The following is a 22821-nucleotide window of genomic DNA, read 5'->3' on the forward strand; positions in this document are numbered from 1 at the left end:
GGTTACTCCGCCGGCGACAGAACATGCGCGTCGCGCGCGGCCTGCGTCACATTTTCCGACCGCGTTCCGAGCGAATAGGTCGGATCGAGGATGAAGGTGACGAGCAGCGCGGTCCATGAGCGATGGCAGCGCAGATCGTCATAGAACTCCGGCGCCATCCCCTTCAACTCGGGCAGACGGTTCCACGGGATTTCGTGAAAATCGTGATGCTCATTGTGATAGCCGATGTTGAGCGCGAGACTGTTCAGCGGCCCGTAATAGTCGAACGTTCCCTGGTCGGGCCCAAAGGCGAAATGCTCCTGCAGCCAGCGCGCGCTCAGGGGATGCAGGCCGCCGACCGAGAACCAGAAGGAGAAGAAGAGATAGAGCAGGGCGTTCCAGCCGAACGCCCAGAGCACGAAAAGATCGAAGAGGGCGATGACCGCGATATTGATATAGGTCCAGGCTCCCCAGATCGGCACCGTGCCTTTGAGGCGCGACAGGCGCGCGAGCTGGATGGCCGGGAAGAAGAATATCCAGACCGCTTTGCGCCAGGAGCTGTTGCCAACCCATTCGACCTCCCAGCGGCTCGGAACGTCGGCGTCGTAATCATAGGCCGAGAGATGCGAATGATGCTTGATGTGATAGCAGCGAAAGCCCATCGCCGTCGGAAAGGCGTTGGGGAGATCGGCGAGGATCGCCGTCCATTTGTTGGCGAGCGGGCTGTCGAAGACGCAATTATGGATCGCGTCATGGATGATGACGAAATTGGCGTGATTGGCGAAGGCGCCGACGCAGATCGCCATGATGAGCGACAGCCACCAATAGGAGAGGCCGAGCGAGCCTAATATCGCGGCGATGACGAACTGGCCGACGAAAATCGCCGCCGTGATCTTGAAGGTCACGGGGTCCCTGCCGAACAGTTCGCGCGCTTGCGGATATTTCTCAAGGATCAGCTTGCGCCGCTCGACATGCGAGCGGTCGGCGCCATTGGCCGTGACCGATATGCCGTTCATGACGTTGCATCCTGTAGCTCAGTCGCCCTGACGCCGTCGCGCATACGCATAGCCTCGCCGCCGTCGCCGACAGTGAGGCGCTTTTCATAGATGCGATGAATCTTGTCGACCTTGCCGCCGAACATTTCAATCGGCCGGCGCATGTCGGCGTTGCTCTCCAACACCCAGCCGGCTTCAAGATGCGGTACCGCGAATTTCGCATAGCGCCGCCGCATCTCCTCGATCAGCGAGAGAAAGATCGCGCCGCCGGTCGCGCTTTTTTGCAGCGTCTTGCGCGTGCCGAGCAGCAGCAGCCGCGCCGAATTGAACTTATGCGAGCGGTATCGCAAAATCGCACGCAGCCAGCCGAAGGGGAACAGGCGGCCGTTGAGATCGGCGAGAATCTCGTTGAGATTGGGCAGAGCGATCGCAAAGGACTGCGGCACGCCATCTAGCTCGACGACGATGCCGAAATCCTCGGTCACGAGAAATTGCAGCGCGTCGGCGTCGGAATCGAATTCTTCCTTGGTGAACGGCACGAAGCCCCAATTGCCGCTCCAGCCGTCGTTGAACAATTCCGCCATCAGAGCGGTTTCGCCCTTCTTCAGGGCCTTCATATTCAGCGGGCGGAGCTTTAGGCGATTGCGCCACTCGCGGCGCGTCGAAATGCGCGCCGGCTGCTCGATCTCCTTGCTTGAAATTTCGAAGCGATAGGAGAGAAGGTCCTGCGCCTTCTCATAGCCCAGCGCCTCAATATGGCGCGAGAGATAGGGCGGATGCCAGGGCATGAAGAACATCGGCGTCGCATCGAAGCCGCTGACGAGAAGCCCGCACTCCTTGTTGACCGACGGCGAGAAAGGTCCGTTGATCCGCTCGGCGCCCTTGGCGCGCAGCCAATCCTCGGCGGCCTCAGTCAGCGCGCGCACCACTTCGATGTCGTCGACGGCGTCGAGCGCGCCGAACTGCGCATTGGAGGCGCCGACCGGCGTGATCTCGGGCTTATAGATTTGCGCCATGATCCGCCCGACCCATTGGCCGTCGCGGCGGGCAAGAAATTTCTGCTCCTCGACCAGCTTGTAATGCGGGTTGAGCATATGGGCGAAGACGCTCCAGCGCTCGACGTCAAGCGGGGGCGAAAAGCCCGGCGCGCCGGCATAGAGCAGTCGCGGCAGCCTGCAAAAAGCCGCGAAGCGCAACGGGCCGTCAACCGGAAGAATCTCGATCCGCGCCATATGCAAGTCCTAGCGGCCTTGCGGCCTTAATCGAAAGCGTCAAAGTGACGCGGAGAGAAGTTTCAGCCGCCCGCCATCGCGGCGGCGACGATCTGATGCGCCTCTTCCGTCACCGGCGGCATGTCGCGCAGCGTCTGAATCACGCCGCGAATCTCCGCCTCATTGTGATTGGCGGAAAAGAAGAAGCGCAGCCTTGGCCCATCCTTCGGCACGCCGATGCGCACCACCGGCGGCACGTAATAGCCGTTCTCCAGCAAATGCTGCGACGCCCACATCGTCTCGATGTCGCTCGCAAACAGAATCGGCACGACGCCGCGGCCGATCGCCGGCCCGGTCGAGAATCCCGCCTCATGCGCGACCGTGCGGAAAAGTTCGGCGTTGCTCGCGAGCTTGGCGATGCGCCAGGTCTCTTCCTGCATCAGCCGCAGCGCGGTGCGGGCGGCGGCCAGAATGACCGGCGACAGGCCGACGCTATAGACGAAGCCCGGCAGCGTATAGCGGAACCAGTCGATGACCTGTTTCTTGCCGCAGACATAGCCGCCGCAGGAGGCGAGAGTCTTCGACATGGTGCCGACGATGAGGTCGATGCGCGCCGGGTCGACGCCCTGATGTTCGGCGAGGCCGCGCCCCGTCTCGCCCAAAACGCCGAGCGAATGCGCTTCGTCGACCAGAAGCCAGACGTGATTTTTTTCCTTGATCGCTAGCAGGCGCGGCAGATCGGCGGTGTCGCCGTCCATGCTGTAGACGCCCTCCACCACGACCAGGACGTTGCGATATTCCTCGCGATGGCGCGCCAGCAGATGGTCGAGATGATCGAAATCATTGTGGCGGAACTTGACGACCTGCGCCTGCGCGCCCTCGGCGCCGGCGACGATGCTGTTATGGGCGAGTTCATCGATGAAAATCGCGTCGCGCTTGCCGCTCATCAGCCAGGCGATCGTCGTGACATTCGAGAGATAGCCGGAGACGAGCGTCAGCGCGCTTTCCATGCCGAGGAATTGGGCGATCTCCGCCTCGAACGGCCGATGCGTCGTGCGCTCGCCGCCGACCAGCCGCGAGGCCAGCGCGCCGACGCCGAGCCCATCGATCTCGCGCTTCGCCTCCTCGCGAATGCGCGGGTGATTCGCGAGGCCGAGATAGTCGTAATTGGCGAAGCTGACGAAATGCTTGCCCTGCGCCTCGAATTCCGCCCGCAGCCTGTCGATCTGAGCGAAAAACGGATCGCTGAACTCCAGCAAGGCGTTGCCGGCGAAGCGGAATCGCCGCGCCGCATAATCTTCCAGGCTCTTATGCTTCGTCACTTATTCCGCAGTCCCTGAATAACGGGCGCGCCGCGCGCGATGAGCGAATCGCTTGGACCCCCCAGGAGCCCAAAGCAGCATCCGGCTGCTTATCATTCCCGCCCCGTCTGCGCCAGCGGGCGGCGGGCTGTTGGGCGCCCGGCCGAGGCTGGCGCATTTGGCCGCAAAGCTCTATGCCCCGTGGCGCATGTCGCGCGAGCCCGCCCAACCCATTCAGCCGCCCGTCGAGGGCGCAATGCGTCTTCGCGTTGATGCTCTCAGCGTGGCGCGCGGCGGCAGATTGGTTCTCGATCGCTTAAGCTTTTCGCTTTCTGCCGGTCAGGCGCTGGTGGTGACGGGCCCCAATGGCGCCGGAAAATCGACGCTGCTGCGGGCGCTGGCTGGGCTATTGCCGCGCGCGGGCGGCGGCGTGGCGCTGGAGGGCGGCGCGCCCGAGGCCGAATTGGCGCAGCAGGCGCATTATCTCGCGCATAGCGACGGGATGAAGGCGGCGCTGACGGTAGAAGAAAACCTCGATTTCTGGTCGCGCTATCTCGCTCAGGCGCCCGACCAGCGCAGCCGCGCGGTCGACGCGGCGCTCGGGGTCGTCGGCCTCGCCCATGTCGCCGCTGCGCCGTTCGGCGTGCTCTCCGCCGGCCAGAAGCGCCGCGCGGCGCTGGCGCGTCTGCTCGTCGCCTTTCGGCCGCTCTGGCTGCTCGACGAGCCGCTGACCGCGCTCGATAGGGCCTCGCGCGATAAATTCGCCGCCGCGATGCGCGATCATTGCGCCCAAGGCGGCCTGATCGTCGCCGCGACACATGAGCCGCTGGGGCTCGAAGAGGCGAAGGAATTGGCCCTTGGGAGCGCGGGATAATGCTGCGTTTCACGTCGCCGCGCCTTGCCCCGGCCCCTCGCCGTACTTCTTCCCGCAAGCGGGGAGAGGGGTCATCAGCGTTGCGCTCGCCGCCACCTCTCCCCGCGAGAGCGGGGAGAGGTGAGGTGAGGGGCCTGGGGATTTATCCGGGCGCTTCGATTAGTGGGAGCCCGAGTTGAATTCCCCGCTCTCAGCCCTTTTCCTGCGCGAATGGCGGGTCGCGCGGCGCATCGGCGGATCCGGCGCGATGGGCGTCGTGTTCTTTCTGACGCTGGTCGCGATCGTTCCCTTCGCGGTCGGGCCCGATCCCAATCTCCTCGCCCGTATCGGGCCGGCGATCCTGTGGATCGCGGCGCTGCTCGCGACTCTGCTCTGTCTCGACCGGCTGTTTCAGGCCGACGCCGAAGACGGCTCGCTCGATCTCTTCCATCTCGCCGAGACGCCGCTCGAACTGGCGGTGCTGATCAAATGCGCCGCGCATTGGGCGGCCACCGGCCTGCCGCTCATTCTCGCCGCGCCGTTTCTCGGCCTGATGCTGCAACAGGAGACGATGGCGCTTCTGGGCGTCGTCGCGACGCTTCTTGTCGGCACGCCGGCGCTGACGTTGATCGGCGCGATCGGCGCGGCGGCGACCGTCACCGTGCGGCGCGGCGGCCTGTTGATGGCGCTGCTCGTCCTGCCGCTGACCATTCCGGTGCTGATTTTCGGCGTCTCGGCCGCGGAAGCGGCGAGCGGCGGAACCGTGCCCTTCTACGCGCCCTTCGCGATCCTCTGCGCGATCACGCTCGCGGCGCTGGCGCTCTGCCCCTTCGCCGCGGCGGCGGCGCTGCGCTATCTGGGCGAGTAGTCTCGCCTCTATTCATCCGCCCACATGGGCGCGCGCTTCTCCAGAAAGGCGGCGATGCCTTCCGTGGCGTCTTCCGCCAACATATTCTCGACCATCACGGCGCTTGCGCGTTCATAGGCCTCGGCGAGCGGTTGTTCGCGCTGGGCGTGGAACGCCTGTTTTCCGAAGCGGATCGCCTGGGGGGATTTCCTGGCGATGAGCTGCGCCAGCGCCAGCGCGCCGCTCCGCGCGCCGTCAGTCGAAATCCGGTTGACGAGGCCGATGCGCAGCGCCTCTTCGGCGCCAATCGGCATGCCGGTCAGCAGCATTTCCATCGCATGTTTGGGCGCGACGCACCGGGACACCGCGACGGCCGGCGTCGAGCAGAACAGGCCGATGTCGACGCCCGGCGTACAGAAGCGCGCCCGCGTCCCGGCGACGGCGAGATCGCAGCTCGCGACAAGCTGGCAGCCGGCGGCCGTCGCCATCTCATCGACCGCCGCGACGACCGGCTGCGGCAATGTCACGATTTGCTGCATCAGCGCCGAGCAGGCGCGCATCGTCTTATCGAAGAAGTCGCGGCCGCGGTCGGGATCGTTGCGATGCGCCGTCAGCTCCTTGAGGTCATGGCCGGCGCAAAAGGCCGGCCCTTCCGCCTGCAGCACGACGACGCGAATGTCGATGCGTCCGGCGATTATATCGAGTCGACCCGAGAGCGCCTCGATCATCGCCAGAGACAACGCATTGCGCGAAGCGGGACTGTTCAGCGTGAGGATCGCGACGCCGGCCTCGGTCTCCAGCGTCACCCGCGAGATTGTATCGGCGTCGAGGGTCATCGCTTCGAGATATAAAGTCGGCGGCCGGAAACCAGAGGTCCCGGCCGCCGCGCGCGATTTAATAAAGGCCGCCGGTGCCGCTGCCGACCTGCTGATCCACGTCATGCGGCGTATCGAGCGCGCGCGGGCCGCCGCCGGAAGAATAGGCGTCGGGCGGCGCCGTGCCGGGCTTGAACGCTTCGAGGATCGTGCCCGCTCCCGAAGACCGCAGCCCCGAATGCACGTCGATGGAAATCAGCTTGATTCCGGGCGGCACGCGGAACGGCGTATCCGGCTTGTCCTTCAAGGCCACCATCATGAAGTCGCGGAAGATCGGCGCGGCGAATTGCGCCGCCTGGGCGTGACTGCCGAGCGAGCGCGGCCGGTCGTAGCCGATGAAGACGCCGACCGCGAGGTCGGGAGAAAAGCCGACGAACCAGAGGTCCTTGGCTTCGTTGGTGGTGCCGGTCTTGCCGGCGAGATGCTTGCCGACCGCCTTGATCGACACGCCGGTGCCGCGCTGGATCACGCCTTCCATGATCGAGGTGATCTGATAGGCGGTCAGCGGATCGAGCACCTGCTCGCGCTTGTCGATGAGTTTGGGCTCCAGCTGGTTTTCCCATTGCGCGGCGTCGCAGCCGATGCATTGGCGCTCGTCATGGCGGTAGAGCGTCTTGCCCCAGCGATCCTGAATGCGGTCGATCAGCGTCGGCTTGATGCGCTTGCCGCCATTCGCCAGCATCGAATAGCCGGTGACCATGCGCAGCAGCGTGGTTTCGCCGGCGCCGAGCGCCATTGAGAGATAGGGCGTCATCTCGTCATAGACGCCGAAGCGCTTGGCGTATTCGGCGATGAGCGGCATGCCGACGTCCTTGGCCAGACGCACCGTCATCATGTTCTTCGAATGCTCGACGCCATAGCGCAGCGGATGCGCGCCGGTGCCGTGGCCGCCTTCGAAATTCTCCGGCGTCCAATATGTGCCGTCCGCCTGCTGGATCGAAATCGGCTCGTCGAGGATCGACGACGACGGCGTGTAGCCATTGTCGAGCGCCGTCGCATAGACGAAGGGTTTGAACGAGGAGCCGGGCTGGCGCAGCGCCTGCGTCGCACGATTGAACGAGGATTGGTCGAAGGAGAAGCCGCCCACCATCGAGAAGACGCGGCCGGTATGCGGGTCCATCGCCACCATCGCGCCCGAGATATCGGGAATTTGCCGAAGCCGATATTGGCCGGGCGCGTGACCGGCGAAGGGTTCGACATAGATCACGTCGCCGGCGCTTAGGGCCGCGCGCGGGCCGCGGCCGGCCCAGCGCATGCCTTCCGCGGTCAAAACGCCGGTCTCGCGCTCGCGCGCCACTTCGCCCGACTTCTCGCGTCCCGGCTGAAGGCCGATGCGCGCCGAGTCGCCCGATACGTCGAGCACGACGGCGAGGCGCCACGGATTGACGTCTCCGAGCCCCGGAATCGCCGCGAGCGTCACGCCCCAGTCCGATGAAATGTCGATGTGGTTCATCGCGCCGCGGAAGCCATGCGCCTCGTCGAAGCGCACCAGGCCGTCGGCCAGGGCCTTTCGCGTCCAGGCCTGCATCTTCGGATCGAGCGTGGTGCGCACCGAGAGCCCGCCCTCATAGAGCTTCTTCTCGCTATATTGCTCCAGGAGCTGACGTCGGACTTCCTCGGCGAAATAGCCGGCGACATAAGTGTTGGGCGAGAGAACGCGCGGATTGACGCCGAGCGGCTCGGCTTTCGCCTTGGCGCCTTCCTCGGCCGTCACATAGTCGTCGGCGATCAGGCGATCGATGACGTAATTGCGGCGTTCGATGGCGCGCTCGCGGTTCTGAAACGGATGATAATTGCTCGGCGCCTTGGGAAGCGCCGCGAGATAGGCCGCTTCGGCGAGCGTCAGCTCATTGACCGATTTGTTGAAGTAGTTGAGCGCGGCGGCGCCGACGCCATAATTGCCGAGCCCGAGATAGATTTCGTTCAAATAAAGTTCGAGAATCTTGTCCTTGGGATAGGCCGCTTCGATCCGGAAGGCGACGAGCGCCTCGCGAACCTTGCGCTCGATCGAGCGTTCATTGCCGACGAGGAAGTTCTTGGCGACCTGCTGCGTGATGGTCGAGGCGCCCTGCATATGGCGGCCGCCCTGGGCGAGCACGGTCACGGCGCGCATCACGCCTTCTGGATCGACGCCGACGTGATTGTAGAAATTTTTGTCTTCGGCGGAAATGAACGCCTGCTTCACCATTTGCGGAATGGCGGAGCTCGGCAGGAACAGCCGGCGCTCATGCGAATATTCGGCGAGGATCGAACCGTCGCCGGCATGGAGCCTTGTCGTCACCGGCGGCTCGTAATTGCGCAGCTGCTCGGTGTCCGGCAGGTCCTTGGAGAAATAGTAGATCAGTCCGGCGGCGGCGATCGACCCGATAAGGAAGACGATCGTCGCGGTCGCGAAGACGAAGCCCAAAAACCTTGCGAACATCCGCATGAAATATCACCCTTAGAGCGGCCGGCGCCGGGCGCCGGCTAGCGTGTCCGATGTCGAGCGCCGTTCCGCGACGCCGGGGAAAAGGCCCGGCTGGCGCGCCGCCGGTTCCTCCGGCTCAGATATAGTGGGCGCTTACGCGTTTTGCGTCGCCTTCTCTTTATACGACGCCCCGTTGGACCGTTACGCCATTTGGCGGGTTCCGGGGGCGGCGGCCAGCCCTTTAACAGCGAACGCCGACGATCACGAAATCGCCGCGCCGCCGCAGCGCTTTTGCGCATCGCGAATATGTGACGCCGTATGCGCGACTCTCATTCGCCTGCGACGCCCGGGCGGTCGTGCGTCGCGACGGTCTCCATCTGCCGCTATTTTGTGTTTTATTGTGGGCGCGCCGCGTCGGCGGGACCATCGGCCGGCGCGCGCGCCTCCCGGCTGCGCTTGCTGATAAAGGCGTCGACGGCTTCGGCGGTTTTCTGCGCGGCGCGCTCGCGCCATTCCTGGGAGGTCAGCCGGGCGAGGTCCTTGTCGCTTGAGAGATAGCCGAGTTCGAGCAGGACGGACGGAACGTCAAAGGCTTTGAGCACGACGAAGCCCGCGGAGCGATTGGGGTTTTTGTTGATGGCGCCGACCTCCTTCCAAAAGGAGATCAGCGAGTGCGAAAACTGGCGGCTGTAGGAGCGGGTCTCCCGCCGCGTCAGTTCAAACAATATGTCTCCAACCTCGTCGGCGTCCGCCTTGCTTTCGAGACCGGCGGCCTGATCGGCCAGATTTTCCTTCTCCGCCATCCGCGCCGCTTCGGCGTCCGACGCGCGCTCCGAGACGGTGTAGACGGTCGCGCCTTCGACATGGGCGGCGGCGAGCGTGTCGGCATGCACCGAGACAAATAGCGTCGCGTTGTTTTCGCGGGCGATTCGCACGCGCTCGGCGAGCGGCAGGAACATGTCATGGTCCCTGGTCAGCAGGACGCGCGCTCGGCCGGCCTCCTCGATTTTCTGTCGCAGCGCCTGTGCGAATTCGAGCACGACGTCCTTTTCCAATTCGCCGTGCTTGCCGGTCGCGCCCATGTCGACTCCGCCGTGGCCGGGATCGATGACGATCATCGGCTTATCTGTCGGCGGCTTGGCCGTCTGTGGCGGCAACATCGGCGCGGGCGGGTCGCTGGGCTGATGGCGGGCCTGTTCCGTCGTTGTGACGAAATAGGCGGGGCTGGTCGGGGCGAGTTCGATGACGAGCCGCGGCCCGCTCGCCGCCGCCTCGCTGTCCGCCTTGAGAATTTTGGCCGGGCCCGCGAGATCGATCACGACGCGCGAGCGGCCCGGCGCGAATATCCCGTAACGGTACGATTTTATGACCTTATCGCCCGGTGACAGGCCTGCGTTCGCCTCCATGCGAAAAAGCACCTGGGGCAGGTCGACGATGATGCGCGGCGGATTCGCCACCGGATAGGCGGACACCGGCGGCAGGCCGGTGAGATCGAAGAGGAGGCGAGAGCGATCGGGAAGCGCCTCGATCCGGGCGGTGAGGGCGGAAATCTCCTTCTGCCGCTCTTCAGCCCAGGCGGCTTGCGCAAGCCCGCCGGCGACCGCGAGCGCCAGAATAAACAATCTTTTGGCCCCTGCGTGTAAAGCGATCCTGCTCACGTTGGTCCTTAAAAAATCGTCCGGCGTTCGCCAATTTTGAAAGAGCGCCCTTAACGCATCGTTAGCTTATCTGAAAGCCGCCGACCGGGGGACAATTTCTCCGTCATTTTTTTGGTGAATAGCCAAGGCGGCGCTTGCGCCGACCAAATCCGATCGATATGTAGGGAGAAAGCTGCGGGATTCTGGGGCGCGATATTTGCCGCGCGGTGCGGCCGTCAAATCGGGCCAGCGGAATTTCGAGACAGCTGACGTCTTTCCGTCGCGCCGATCAGCGCAGACCGCGACGTTTAATCGCCGCCCTAAGGCGTCGCGAAAGGTTTTTTGACGATCTCATGGCGAGGACCGTGACAGGCGCCAATATTGGCCTTTTCTCCGAGCGGCTTGCCCGCGCGGCGGGGCGCGGTTTCGTCAAAAGCATGGCCTGTCGGCTCGTTCGTCAATTCTGGGGGGCGGGGCGCGACGCGCGTCGTCTTCCCGCCGGCGCGCGCGCCGGCCAGCGTATCGCAGGCTTCAAGCCTGTCTCCCTTATCCTCACAACAAGCGTTCGCGCCTTGAGGCTTCGCCAAAGAGCGGTCGCCGAGTCCCTGCTTGGACTCAGGCTTGCCCCGTCGGCGTCGCCGCGCGCGGCGCCGCAGAAGAGTTCCCCATGGCTAATAAGATGCTCATCGACGCCTCCCACCCGGAGGAGACGCGCGTAGTCGTTCTACGCGGAAACCGCGTTCAGGAATTTGATTTCGAGGCTGCTGACAAAAAACCGCTGCGCGGCAATATTTATCTCGCGAAAGTCACGCGCGTAGAGCCGTCCCTTCAGGCCGCCTTCGTCGACTATGGCGGAAACCGTCACGGCTTTCTGGCCTTCGCCGAAATCCATCCCGACTATTATCAAATTCCGGTCGCCGACCGGCAGGCGCTGCTTGAGGAAGAGAGCCGCGCCCACCAGCAGGCCGAAGAGGAAGAGCGCGCGCCGCACGGCCGCGATAGTCGCGACGGCCGCGATAGCCGCGGACGCCGTTCGCGCCGCCGTCAGTATGAAGGCGCTGAAAAGCGCGCCAACCCTGACGAGGCGGTGACGAGCGAGCCTCTCGACGACGCGGTCGCGACGTCAATCGTCATCGAGGACCAGGCCGAGACGGGCTTCGCCGACGCCCCGGGCGTCGACGCCGAGGCGGAAGCCGCTGTCGAGGTTTCGTCCGCCGCGGTCGAGTCCGAAGCGCCGGCGGCGGAGCCTGTCGCGGCGGACGTCGAGGCTCAGGCCGACTCCGTCGCTAACGCGACAGGGGTTGCGCCGGGCGAGGAGGCCGAGCCGACCGCTCCTCTGGCGCAGCATGAACAGATTTCCATCGATCCAGCCGGCTTTGGCTCGGTCGAGACCGGCGAGGCCGAGGAATTCGTGCTGCAGGCTCCCGAGCCCGATCATGAGTTGAAAGCGCGCCGGCAGGACGAGCGCGACGCGGCGCGCGAACGCGCCCGCGAAGATTCGCAAGACGAAACGGCCGACCTCCATGCCCGCGTCGAGACTCCGGTCGAGGAGCACGACGAGGAAGAGCACGACGACGAGGAAGATCAGGTCGAACATATCGGCGGCGACGCGATGGACGAAGCGCCCTATCGCGCTCCGCGCGCCCGCCGCCAGTATAAGATTCAAGAGGTCATCAAGCGCCGTCAGGTGCTGCTCGTTCAGGTCGTGAAGGAAGAGCGCGGCAACAAGGGCGCGGCGCTCACCACCTATCTTTCGCTCGCCGGCCGCTATTCGGTGCTGATGCCCAACACTGCGCGCGGCGGCGGCATTTCGCGCAAGATCACCGACGGCGCCGACCGCAAGCGGCTCAAGGAAATCGTCCATGATCTCGAAGTGCCCGAGGGCATGGGCGTCATTCTGCGCACGGCGGGCGCGACCCGCACCAAGCAGGAGGTCAAGCGCGACTTTGAATATCTGCTGCGACTCTGGGAGAGCGTGCGCGAACTGACGCTGCGCTCGTCGGCGCCGACGCTCGTCTATGAGGAGGGCTCGCTCATCAAGCGCGCCATTCGCGACCTTTACGGGCGCGACGTCGAGGAAGTGGTGGTTTCCGGCGACGACGCCTATCGCGAAGCGAAAGACTTCATGCGCATGCTGATGCCGAGCCACGCCAAGAACGTGCGCCCGCATCGCGAGCAATTTCCGATTTTCGCCGAAAGCGGGGTCGAGGCCCAGCTCGACGCGATGTTCTCCAACCATGTCACGCTGAAATCGGGCGGCTATCTCGTCATCAACCAGACCGAAGCGCTGGTCGCGATCGACGTGAACTCGGGGCGCTCGACGCGCGAGCACAATATCGAGGACACGGCGCTTCGCACCAATCTCGAGGCCGCCGATGAAGTCGCGCGGCAATTGCGACTGCGCGATCTTGCCGGCCTGATCGTCGTCGATTTCATCGACATGGAAGAGAGCCGCAACAATCGCGCCGTGGAGCGGCGGCTCAAGGACGCCTTAAAAAGCGACCGCGCCCGCATTCAGGTCGGACGCATTTCGCATTTCGGACTGCTCGAAATGTCGCGTCAGCGCATCCGCGCCGGCGTCGTAGAAGGTTCGACGGTGCCCTGTCCGCATTGCGCCGGCGCCGGCCATGTGCGCTCCACCGCCTCCATCGCGCTGCACGTGCTGCGCGTGCTGGAGGAGGCGCTGGTCAAGAGCGCGGCGCATGACGTGACGTTGCGCACCCGCGCCGTCGTGGCGCTTTATATCCTCAACCAGAAGCGCGCCCATTTGCAGGATCTGGAGAGTCGCTTTGGCGTGCATATCACGGTCGCCGCCGACGATACGCTGACCGGCGCGACCTATCACGCGCTGGAGCGCGGCGAACTCGCGACCGGACCGCGCGTCTCGCAGCGCGATGCGCCGTTGCGCGTCGATTCGGTTCGCGCCGAACCTCTTGAAGAGGAGGCGATCGAAGACTCCGCCGCCGGCGAAGCGATGGAGGCTGAAGAGGAAGGAACCGAGGCGAGCGGCGAACCGCGTCGCAATGAGAACGGCGGCCGGTCGCGCTTTGCCGCGGAGGATGACGCCGCGTCGCGCGGCCGGCGGCGGCGCCGTCGCCGTGGTCGTGGCGGCGCGCCGGGCGGCGAACCGCAGGCGCCCGGCATCGAGCAGCCGTCCGACGAAGGCCTCGCATTCATGGCGGCGATCGAGGGCGCGCCGGCGCCGGCCGAAGAGCGGCCCGACCGTCGCGGCGGCAGACGCGGTGCAGGCCGCAGCCCGGAGCGCGGTCCTGGCCGTTGGCGGCGTTCGGCGCCGCTGCCGGAGGAATTCAAGGATCCTTCCGCGCTCTTTCCGCTCGACGAGGCCGGCGAAGCCGCTCAGGCGCCGACGCCTTCCTACGAAAGCGCAACCCCGGAGTTTTCGCCTGCAGCGCCGGTGAACGGCAACGAAGCCGCGCCGCCCGTGGACGACCGTGCGCGCGAGATTTCGGCTGAAATCGCGCCAAGCGAGCCGCCGGCGCCAGCGCCGCAGCCGGTCGCGCCGCAGCCGGCAGTCCAGCGCGAGGCGACCGAAGTCGTCATTACCGAGGCCGATCCCAACCGTCCGAAGAAGGGCGGCTGGTGGCAGCGGGTGCGCACGCCCTTCGGAGGTTAAGGCTTAAGCCACGCCTCCAGGCGGGCGACGCCCTCGCGTATGTCGGCCTCGGGCCCGGCGTAGGATAGCCGCAGCGTCTTCGCGCCCCGGCGCGGATCGAAATCGAGGCCGGGCGTCGTCGCGACGCCGGCCTCGTGCAGCATGCGCCGACAGAAGGCGATCGAGTCGTCGGTGAATCGCGACACGTCGGCATAGATGTAAAAGGCGCCGTCGGGCGGCGCGAATTTGTCGAGCCCCAATTGCGGAAGCCGATCGAGCAGAAACGCCCGGTTGCGCGCATAGGCGGCGCGGTTCGCCTCCAATTCGTCGCCGGCGTCGAAGGCGGCGAGCGCCGCCCGTTGCGACAGGGTCGGCGCGCAGATCGCAAGCGATTGCTGCAGACGTTCGAGCGGACGCATCAGCTCGGCCGGCGCCGCCAGCCAGCCGAGCCGCCAGCCGGTCATCGCGTAATATTTCGAGAAGGAATTGATGACGATCGCGCGTTGCGAGAAACGCAGCGCGGTTTCGGCGCGCCTCTCATATTCGAGCCCGTGATAGATTTCGTCTGAAACGAAAATGATTCCGGCTTCATCGCAAAAGGCGCAGATCCGCGCCAATTCCTCGCGCTCGATCATCGCGCCGGTCGGATTGGCGGGACTCATGAAGAGCGCGCCGTGAAGCTTTTTTTCGCGATGGGCGGCTTCGAGCATCGCCGCGGTCGGCGCGAAGCGCGTCTCTTCGCCGACATCGAGCAGGACCGGCTCCAGGCCGAGCGCCGAAAGAATATTCGCATAGGCCGGATAGCCCGGCGCAGTGACGGCGATGCGCGCGCCGGCGTCGAACGCGGCGAGAAAGGCGATGAGAAAGCCGCCGGACGAACCTGTCGCGATGATGACCCTGTCGGGGGCGACCTCGACGCCGTAGCGCTCGCCATAGTGACGCGCGATGCGGGCGCGAAGCGGCGCGTCGCCGAGCGCCTCGCCATAGCCGATCGCGCCGTGACGCAGCGACTCAACAGCGGCCTCGCGCACCCGGCGCGGGGCGGCGACGCCGGGTTCGCCGAGCTCCAGATGGATGATGCTGCGGCCGGCGCGCTCCAGCGCCTTGGCGTCGCGCAGCACATCCATCGCCATGAAGGGAGCGATGTCGGAGCGGCGGGAAGGCGGAAGGGGAAGGTTCATGTAAAGGTTCTATTGCCAATCTCGATCCGGCGCACGTTTTCGCCGCGGCGCGCCATATGTTCTTGGCGGCGTTATCTTGGCGGCGAGAGCGCCGCGCGGAAATTGGCCTTGCGACGCGCGACGAAGCAAAAGAAGCGGCAAAAATTGATATGTATGAATTGAGCGCGGCCGAACTGATCCAGAGACTGTCGATCGCGTTGGCGATCGGGCTGCTCATCGGCATCGAACGAGGTTGGATGTCGCGCGACGAGGCTGAAGGCGAGCGCGCCGCCGGCCTGCGCACGCATGGGCTCGCGGGCCTGCTCGGCGGCGTCTGGGGCGCGATCGTCCAACCTTACGGCGCCATGGGCGTGATCGCGCTGGCGATATCTTTCGTTTTCGTCGGCGCGTTGATCGGCGCTTTTCGCTTCCGCGAAAACATCCATGACAGGACCTATGGCGCAACCACCGCCGTCGCGGTCCTGCTGGCCTTCTCGCTCGGGGCCTATGCGGTCATCGGCGACATTCAGGCGGCGGTCGCGGCGGCGGTGGCGACGACGGCGATCCTGGCGCTCAAGCCGTTTCTGCATGGATTCGTCGAGCGCCTCACTTGGGACGAACTGCGCTCCGGCGTTGCGCTGCTCGTCATGAGCTTCATCCTTCTGCCGGTTCTGCCTAATCGCGCCATCGATCCCTGGGACGCGGTGAACCCCTTCGAATTGTGGCTGATGACCGTGCTGATCGGCGCGATTTCCTTCGCGGGCTATGGCGCCGTGAAGCTGATCGGCTACCGCCGCGGCGTCGCGGTCGCCGGCATGGCGGGAGGGCTGGCGTCATCGACCGCCGCGACGGCGGCGATGTCGCGGCTGGCGCGCGAACATCCCGCGCAATTGGGCGCTTGCGCGGCGGGCGCGATTTTCGCCAATGCGATCATGGCGCCGCGCGTCCTGGCGATTGTCGCCGTCATTAACCCGCCGCTCGCCTCGCGCCTGGCTCCGCCAGTGATAGCGGCCGGCGTTCTCTTCGCGCTCGCCGGGGTCTTTCTGCTGCGACGAAGCGCGAGCGAGCGTCCAGGGGAGTCGAGCGGCCTTGACGTCGTCAATCCGCTTGATCTCGTCGCGGTGCTGAAATTCGGCGCGCTGCTCGCGACAGTGATGATCCTGTCGCGGCTAGCGACTCATTTCGCGGGCGACATTGGCGCCTATGCGCTGGCGCTCTTGTCCGGCATCGCGGACGTCGACGCCATCGCGCTCACCATGGCCCGTCTCGGCGCGACCGAGATCGGCGTTGGCGCGGCGGCCGGCTCCATCCTGCTGGCGCTGCTCTCCAACACAACGTCAAAGATTGTGATGGGAATAGTGATCGGCGGCGCCGCGATGGGATGGCGGCTCGCCGCCGCTTCGATTCTCGCCGTCGCCGGCGCGCTTGTCGCGCTGTGGGCGTCGGGATTTGCCGAATTGTCAGATTCGCTCAGACTGCCGCTGTAATCCAGCGCGACAATTCGCCCTTGGGGGCGGCGCCGACCTTTTGCGCGGCGGCCTTGCCGTCCTTGAAGAGGATGAGCGTCGGGATCGACCTGATGCCGAGTTTGCTCGCCACGGCGGGGTTTTCGTCGATGTTGAGCTTGACGACTTTGATCTTCCCTTTCATTTCGGCGGCGATCTCTTCGAGCGCTGGGGCGATCATGCGGCAGGGGCCGCACCACTCCGCCCAAAAATCGACAACCACCGGCTCGGCTGATTTGAGCACTTCCTGTTCGAAAGTGGCGTCGGTGATTTTTTGCGTGGTCATGGCCGGCCTTTCATTGGGATATTCTTAGGAAAACTTGCGCGGAAAGTAGGAAGCGCGTCATCGCCCGTCAAGGCGAGGGCTCGCCGCTCCGGTTCTGGCGAATCGCGACAGGCTCCGCCGCGTAGCAATTCCTATAGTATTTTGGTCGTGGAGCGACAAAAACACAAAGAGCGGGGATGGCGTCCCGCCGCTCCCCGCTCTTTGGCACCCCGTCCTTAACCGAACTGAAACGCCAAGCTCCGAAGTCTTAAGTCGCTCCGATAGCCTGCTCGCGGGCTCATCTTCGAGCCTCGGCGAACCGCGTACTGTTCGGCGTCCTCCCCGACTTGGACCGTAGCTGGGCCTAATTCCTGCGACGCATTCGACGCTTAGGCTTTTACCCAACCAACCTGGCGAGCGCACACTATGACAAAACGCACAGCCTGTCACTTCAAAAATGAAGCAGTTTGGCGAATTTTGTGATGCGGCGCCGTTGATTTAGGCGTCCGGTTCAGCCGCGTCAAATTGGCGCAATGCGGCAAGTCGGAGACGTTCGGCGCGCTGCTGCTGCGGCGCGTCACAACGGAATGTTGTCGTGCTTCTTCCAAGGATTCTCGAGTTCCTTGTGACGGAGCAACGCCAGCGCGCGCGCGATGCGCTTGCGCGTCGAATGCGGCATGATCACTTCGTCGATATAGCCGCGTTCGGCGGCGACGAAGGGCGACAGGAATCGGTCCTCATATTCCTTGGTGCGCTGAGCGATCTTCTCGGGATCGCCGAGGTCGGAGCGGAAAATGATTTCGACCGCGCCCTTGGCGCCCATCACGGCGATCTGCGCCGACGGCCAGGCGTAATTGACGTCGCCGCGAAGATGTTTCGACGCCATCACGTCATAGGCGCCGCCGAACGCCTTGCGCGTGATGAGCGTCACCTTCGGCACGGTCGCCTCGGCGTAGGCGAACAGCAGCTTCGCGCCATGTTTGATGAGGCCGCCATATTCCTGCGCGGTGCCGGGCAAAAATCCCGGCACGTCGACGAAGGTGACGATCGGAATGTTGAAGCAGTCGCAAAAGCGCACGAAGCGCGCCGCCTTCTTGGAGGCGTCGATATCGAGCACGCCGGCGAGCACCAGAGGCTGGTTGGCGACGATGCCGACCGTGCGTCCTTCGATGCGGCCGAAGCCGATGACGATATTGCGCGCATGCGCGCCTTGAATTTCGAAAAAGTCCGCCTCGTCGACGACCTTATGGATCAGCTCCTTGATGTCGTAAGGCTTGTTGGGATTGTCCGGAATGATCGTGTCGAGCGATTCGTCGAAGCGGTCGACTTCGTCGAACGCCGGCCACTCCGGCGGCTCCTCCTGATTGGAGGCGGGGAGAAAATCGATCAGCCGCCGCATCTGCAAAAGCGCCTCGACGTCATTGTCGTAAGCGCGATCGGCGATCGAACTCTTGGTCGTATGCACCGAAGCGCCGCCGAGTTCTTCCGCCGTCACGGTCTCGTTGGTCACGGTCTTCACGACATCCGGCCCGGTCACGAACATGTAGCTCGTGTCGCGCACCATGAAGATGAAATCGGTCATCGCCGGCGAATAGACGTCGCCGCCGGCGCAAGGGCCCATGATCACTGAAATTTGCGGAATGACGCCGGAGGCCAGCACATTGCGCTGGAATACTTCGCCATAGCCGCCGAGCGCCGCGACGCCCTCCTGGATGCGCGCGCCGCCGGCGTCGAAGAGGCCGATGATCGGGGCGCGATTCTTGAGCGCCATGTCCTGCAGCTTGGTGATTTTTTGCGCGTGTGTCTCGGAAAGCGAGCCGCCGAAGACGGTAAAGTCCTTGGCGAAGACGAAGACGGCGCGGCCATTGACGGTTCCCCAGCCGGTGACGACGCCGTCGCCCGAGATTTTCTCGCCCCGATCCATCCCGAAGTCGGTGCAGCGATGGGCGACGAACATGTCGAATTCTTCGAATGATTCATGATCGAGCAGGAGTTCGATTCGCTCGCGCGCGGTGAGCTTGCCGCGCGCATGCTGCGCTTCGATGCGCTTTTGTCCGCCGCCAAGACGCGCGGACGCGCGCCGCTGTTCGAGCCCATCGAGAATATGTTTCATGTCCTGGCCTGTTGCTGATGATGACTGATGTCGGGCGCGCCTAAAGCTTGCGCGAGCCAAGCCGCCAGCGCGCGATGTCGGCGCTGGTCAACATGTAAAGCCGGTCGGGCGAGGTGCGCTCGGCGAGCTTCACCAGTTCGGTGCTGACGCCCATCATCGCCGCATAGCGCGACAGCGTTTGAAGCATGCCGCCATCGTCCAAATTGCGTTCGCGAACGAAGCCGCCTCCGGCGATGTCGAAATTCGTCGAATAGTTGAACATGCGGTGCACGCCGACGCTGCTTTGCGCCGGGATGACGCGCTTCCTGCCGCCCATCAGCGCATAGACGCAAGCCGAATAGCAGCGGCCCGAAACAAGCGCCATGGTGCGCGACCGATCGGCCGCCGGGCGGGCGACGATCACCGCCATGCCGAGCTTGCGAAAGGCCTGGCCGAGCTCCATCGAGGCCACGACCTTGCCGCCCGGCGAGTCGAGCAGCACGATTCCATGCAGATTGCCGCCGCGCGCGTTTTCGCGCACGAAGGCGAGGAAGGCGTCGGGCGTCGCTTCGCCGATTTCGCCTTGCGCCGCGATCACTTGCGGGCCGCCAGATTCCAAGTCGATGACGCGAAAGCTCATCTCCTCGGCGCGCGCGGATGAAGCGGCGGCGACGCACAGAGCGAGCAGGACGGTCTTGATCAGTTTCATCCTGGCGGCCTTTTCGATCCGAGCAGCCTAAAGCGAATTCCTGCGCTGGTGGGCGGTGACGGTCTCGAACCGCCGACCCTCTCGGTGTAAACGAGATGCTCTACCAACTGAGCTAACCGCCCCAACAACGCGACTTGCGGCCAGCGAGGTTTTAAGGGCGGGGTCGGCGCGAAGCAAGCCGGGCCAAAAACGACGGCCGCCGGAACGCCGACGGCCATCGTGCGAAGTGCTTGAAAAAAGCCTGCGACTCGAGCGCCTCCCCGCGCTGAAGCTACTTGGCCTTGTTGAGCGCGGTCTTCAGCGTCGCGCCGGGCTTGAAGCGGGCGCTCTTCGATGCGGGAATTTTGATCTCTTCGCCGGTCGCGGGATTGCGGCCCTTGCCGGCCGCGCGCTTCTTGACCGAAAAAGTGCCGAAGCCGACGAGGCGGACTTCGTCGCCCTTCTTGAGAGCCTTGGTGATGCCGTCGATGACGGCGTCGATGGCGGCGGCCGCCGCCGCTTTCGAGCTGTCCGTCTCGTTCGCGACGTGCTCGACGAGTTCCAGTTTGTTCATGGCTTTTGTCCTTCTGTTTCGCTGCGAGCCGCCCGGCGTTGAATGCGCGACCTCGAATCGGCGTCGTGCAGCGATGGCGAGTGTTGGTCGCGAATCGCAGGAAATGCAAGGGATGCCGGCCGTCAAAGGCGCAGAATCGCTGGATTTCCGGAGGAAATGGCCGCTGCGACGCGAAATGGTCATGCATTCCGGGGGCTGCGGCGCGGGCGCCGGCGGCCGAAAAGAAAAGAGCCCCGCCTTTCAGCGGAGCTCTTAAGCCTTGGGGGTTAGAACCACCCTAGGTCAGTGCGCGCGCACGCCCGACCCGTCGTCATCGCTGATCGCGGCGTGCTTGGCGATGGTGGGATCGTCTTCCCGCCATTCGATCGGCGTCGGCTGGGAGACCAGCGCGTGCCGCAGCACTTCATCCATGCGCGCCACCGGGACAATCTCCAGGCCGTTCTTCACCGCGTCGGGGATTTCCGCCAGATCCTTGGCGTTCTCCTCGGGGATCAGCACCTTCTTCAAGCCGCCGCGCAGGGCCGCGAGCAGCTTCTCCTTCAAGCCGCCGATCGGCAGAACCCGGCCGCGCAGGGTGATCTCGCCGGTCATGGCGATGTCGCGCTTCACCGGAATGCCGGTGATGATCGAGACGATGGCGGTCGCCATCGCCACGCCCGCCGAGGGGCCGTCCTTGGGCGTCGCCCCTTCCGGCACATGCACGTGGAAGTCGCGGCGATCGAAGACCGGCGGTTCGACGCCGAAGTCGACGGCGCGCGAGCGCACATAGGACGCCGCCGCGGAAATCGACTCCTTCATCACGTCGCGCAGATTGCCGGTGACGGTCATCTTGCCCTTGCCGGGCATCATGACGCCTTCGATCGTCAGCAATTCGCCGCCGACCTCGGTCCAGGCGAGTCCGGTCACGACGCCGACCTGATCCTCGAGTTCGGCCTCGCCATAGCGGAACTTCGGCACGCCGAGATAATCCGCAAGGTTCTCGTTGGTGACGACGATCTTCTCCTTTTTCTTGAGGAGAATCTCCTTGACCGCCTTGCGCGCCAGATTGGAGATTTCGCGCTCCAAATTGCGCACGCCGGCTTCGCGCGTATAGCGGCGAATGAGGGTGAGCAGGCCGTCGTCGGCGATCATCCATTCTTCAGGCGCAAGACCGTGCTTATGCACCGCATTGGGGATGAGGTGCCGGCGCGCGATCTCGACCTTTTCGTCTTCCGTGTAGCCGGCGATGCGGATGATTTCCATACGGTCCATCAGCGGCGGCGGAATGTTGAGCGTATTCGCCGTGGTTACGAACATGACGTTCGAAAGGTCGTAGTCGACTTCGAGATAATGGTCGTTGAACGTGGCGTTCTGCTCAGGGTCCAGCACCTCGAGCAAGGCCGACGACGGATCGCCGCGGAAGTCCATGCCCATCTTGTCGATCTCGTCCAGCAGGAAGAGCGGATTGGAGGTCTTCGCCTTGCGCATCGACTGGATGATCTTGCCGGGCATCGAGCCGATATAGGTGCGCCGATGTCCGCGGATTTCCGCTTCGTCGCGCACGCCGCCAAGCGACATGCGCACGAATTCGCGGCCCGTGGCCTTGGCGATCGACTTGCCGAGCGAGGTCTTGCCGACGCCGGGCGGGCCGACGAGGCAGAGGATCGGACCGGTCAGCTTGTTGGCGCGGCTCTGCACGGCGAGATATTCGAGAATGCGCTCCTTGACCTTCTCGAGGCCGAAATGCTCGGCGTTGAGCACTTCCTCCGCCTGCCCGAGATCCTTTTTCACCTTGGAGCGCTTGCCCCACGGAATCGACAGAATCCAATCAAGATAATTGCGCACGACGGTGGCTTCGGCCGACATCGGCGACATTTGCCGCAGCTTCTTGAATTCGGCGAAGGCCTTGTCGCGCGCTTCCTTGGAGAGCTTTGTGTTCTTGATGCGCTCCTCGAGCTCGGCGAGGTCGTCCTTGCCTTCCTCGTCGCCCAGCTCCTTCTGGATCGCCTTCATCTGCTCGTTGAGATAATATTCGCGCTGCGTCTTCTCCATCTGGCGCTTGACGCGCGTGCGAATGCGCTTCTCGACCTGCAGGACCGAGATTTCGCTCTCCATCAGCGACAGGCATTTTTCGAGGCGCCGCGCGACGCTCAGCGTCTCGAGCACGTCCTGCTTTTCGGCGATCTTGACCGAAAGATGAGACGCCACCGTATCGGCGAGTTTCGAAAAATCGTCGATCTGCGTGACCGCGCCGACGACCTCGGACGAAACCCGCTTGTTGAGCTTCACATAGCTTTCGAATTCGGCGATCACCGAGCGGCCGAGCGCTTCGACCTCGACTGGTGCGCCGAGATCGTCGGCGAGAACTTCGGCGTCCGCCTCATAATAATCGTCGGCCCGGGTATAGGCGCGCACGCTGGCCCGCGCCACGCCTTCGACCAGCACCTTCACGGTGCCGTCGGGCAGCTTCAAAAGCTGCAAGACGGAGGCGAGCGTCCCGATCGAATAAATCGCGTCTGTCGCGGGATCGTCGTCGCCGGCGTTTTTCTGGGTCGCCAGGAGGATGAGCCTGTCGGATTTCGTCACCTCTTCGAGCGCGCGGATCGATTTCTCTCGCGCGACGAAAAGCGGGACGATCATGTGCGGAAAGACGACAATGTCGCGCAGCGGCAGCACCGGATAGCTTTCGACCGCTCCGGGGGTGACGGCATCTCGCTTTTCATTCGACATTTTCTTGTCCTGTCCTGGGCCACGCCCCGCTCAAGCGGCGGCGCGAGACTGCGGGCGATTAGGGTTAAGGCCGCGATACGGTCGCCCGCCGATGTCGCGCCACAAAAAAC

Annotated in this window: 15 protein-coding genes, 1 tRNA gene and 1 pseudogene; 4 read left to right on the forward strand and 13 right to left on the reverse strand. The window is 64.4% G+C overall.

Features of this window, described 5'->3' with window-relative positions:
* Positions 1-2: 2 nt before the first annotated feature.
* From U1E20_RS01460 to U1E20_RS01470, 3 genes are all read right to left on the reverse strand, one after another.
* On the reverse strand, positions 3-995 hold the full coding sequence (locus tag U1E20_RS01460) for a fatty acid desaturase (RefSeq protein ID WP_409978808.1): 993 nt from the start codon (positions 993-995) through the stop codon (positions 3-5).
* A complete protein-coding gene (locus tag U1E20_RS01465; RefSeq protein WP_409978809.1) occupies positions 992-2206 on the reverse strand; it encodes a hypothetical protein in 1215 nt (404 codons plus the stop codon). Before U1E20_RS01465 ends, U1E20_RS01460 begins: the two co-directional genes overlap by 4 nt.
* Positions 2207-2268: 62 nt before the next feature.
* Positions 2269-3507: an aminotransferase class I/II-fold pyridoxal phosphate-dependent enzyme gene (locus U1E20_RS01470; RefSeq protein WP_409978810.1), complete on the reverse strand. Its 1239-nt coding sequence runs from the start codon at positions 3505-3507 to the stop codon at positions 2269-2271.
* Between the two features lie 187 nt (positions 3508-3694).
* Between U1E20_RS01470 and ccmA the strand changes: the two genes are divergently transcribed.
* On the forward strand, positions 3695-4360 hold the full coding sequence (gene ccmA / locus U1E20_RS01475) for a heme ABC exporter ATP-binding protein CcmA (protein WP_409979622.1): 666 nt from the start codon (positions 3695-3697) through the stop codon (positions 4358-4360).
* A 175-nt stretch (positions 4361-4535) separates the two neighbouring features.
* On the forward strand, positions 4536-5207 hold the full coding sequence (gene ccmB, locus U1E20_RS01480) for a heme exporter protein CcmB (RefSeq protein WP_409978811.1): 672 nt from the start codon (positions 4536-4538) through the stop codon (positions 5205-5207).
* A gap of 8 nt (positions 5208-5215) precedes the next feature.
* Here the strand turns inward: ccmB and U1E20_RS01485 are convergent, their stop codons facing one another.
* The 3 genes from U1E20_RS01485 to U1E20_RS01495 form a co-directional block, all read right to left on the reverse strand.
* Positions 5216-6022 (reverse strand): enoyl-CoA hydratase, encoded by an 807-nt coding sequence (locus tag U1E20_RS01485; RefSeq protein WP_409978812.1) that lies wholly within the window; start codon positions 6020-6022, stop codon positions 5216-5218.
* Between the two features lie 58 nt (positions 6023-6080).
* Positions 6081-8489 carry a penicillin-binding protein 1A gene (locus U1E20_RS01490; RefSeq protein ID WP_409978813.1) on the reverse strand — a complete coding sequence of 803 codons (2409 nt, stop codon included), beginning with the start codon at positions 8487-8489 and terminating at the stop codon, positions 6081-6083.
* Between the two features lie 374 nt (positions 8490-8863).
* The gene (locus U1E20_RS01495; RefSeq protein WP_409978814.1) at positions 8864-10126 is read right to left on the reverse strand and encodes an N-acetylmuramoyl-L-alanine amidase; all 1263 of its coding nucleotides are present in this window, start codon (positions 10124-10126) and stop codon (positions 8864-8866) included.
* Positions 10127-10772: 646 nt separating this feature from the next.
* Between U1E20_RS01495 and U1E20_RS01500 the strand changes: the two genes are divergently transcribed.
* Complete coding sequence (locus U1E20_RS01500; protein ID WP_409978815.1) at positions 10773-13739, forward strand: Rne/Rng family ribonuclease; 2967 nt, start codon at positions 10773-10775, stop codon at positions 13737-13739.
* Here the strand turns inward: U1E20_RS01500 and U1E20_RS01505 are convergent.
* The gene (locus U1E20_RS01505) at positions 13736-14899 is read right to left on the reverse strand and encodes a pyridoxal phosphate-dependent aminotransferase (RefSeq protein ID WP_409978816.1); all 1164 of its coding nucleotides are present in this window, start codon (positions 14897-14899) and stop codon (positions 13736-13738) included. The genes U1E20_RS01500 and U1E20_RS01505 overlap by 4 nt on opposite strands.
* 149 nt (positions 14900-15048) lie before the next feature.
* Between U1E20_RS01505 and U1E20_RS01510 the strand changes: the two genes are divergently transcribed.
* Positions 15049-16365 carry an MgtC/SapB family protein gene (locus tag U1E20_RS01510; RefSeq protein WP_409978817.1) on the forward strand — a complete coding sequence of 439 codons (1317 nt, stop codon included), beginning with the start codon at positions 15049-15051 and terminating at the stop codon, positions 16363-16365.
* Here U1E20_RS01510 and trxA read toward each other — a convergent pair.
* The 6 genes and pseudogenes from trxA to lon form a co-directional block, all read right to left on the reverse strand.
* Entirely contained in the window at positions 16349-16669 is a 321-nt protein-coding gene (gene trxA / locus U1E20_RS01515; RefSeq protein ID WP_409978818.1) for a thioredoxin, read from the reverse strand. The genes U1E20_RS01510 and trxA overlap by 17 nt on opposite strands.
* Before the next feature lie 556 nt (positions 16670-17225).
* On the reverse strand, positions 17226-18761 hold the full coding sequence (locus U1E20_RS01520) for an acyl-CoA carboxylase subunit beta (protein WP_409978819.1): 1536 nt from the start codon (positions 18759-18761) through the stop codon (positions 17226-17228).
* A 40-nt stretch (positions 18762-18801) separates the two neighbouring features.
* A complete protein-coding gene (locus U1E20_RS01525) occupies positions 18802-19449 on the reverse strand; it encodes a hypothetical protein (protein ID WP_409978820.1) in 648 nt (215 codons plus the stop codon).
* Positions 19450-19495: 46 nt separating this feature from the next.
* Positions 19496-19571: transfer RNA gene (locus U1E20_RS01530), tRNA-Val, on the reverse strand.
* Positions 19572-19720: 149 nt separating this feature from the next.
* Positions 19721-20014, reverse strand: a pseudogene (locus U1E20_RS01535) (HU family DNA-binding protein); the annotation flags it as partial.
* 270 nt (positions 20015-20284) lie between these two features.
* Positions 20285-22711 carry an endopeptidase La gene (gene lon / locus U1E20_RS01540; protein WP_409978821.1) on the reverse strand — a complete coding sequence of 809 codons (2427 nt, stop codon included), beginning with the start codon at positions 22709-22711 and terminating at the stop codon, positions 20285-20287.
* Positions 22712-22821: the final 110 nt, after the last annotated feature.

The sequence above is a fragment of the Methylocystis sp. genome (genome assembly GCF_046349115.1).
Lineage (GTDB): Bacteria > Pseudomonadota > Alphaproteobacteria > Rhizobiales > Beijerinckiaceae > Methylocystis.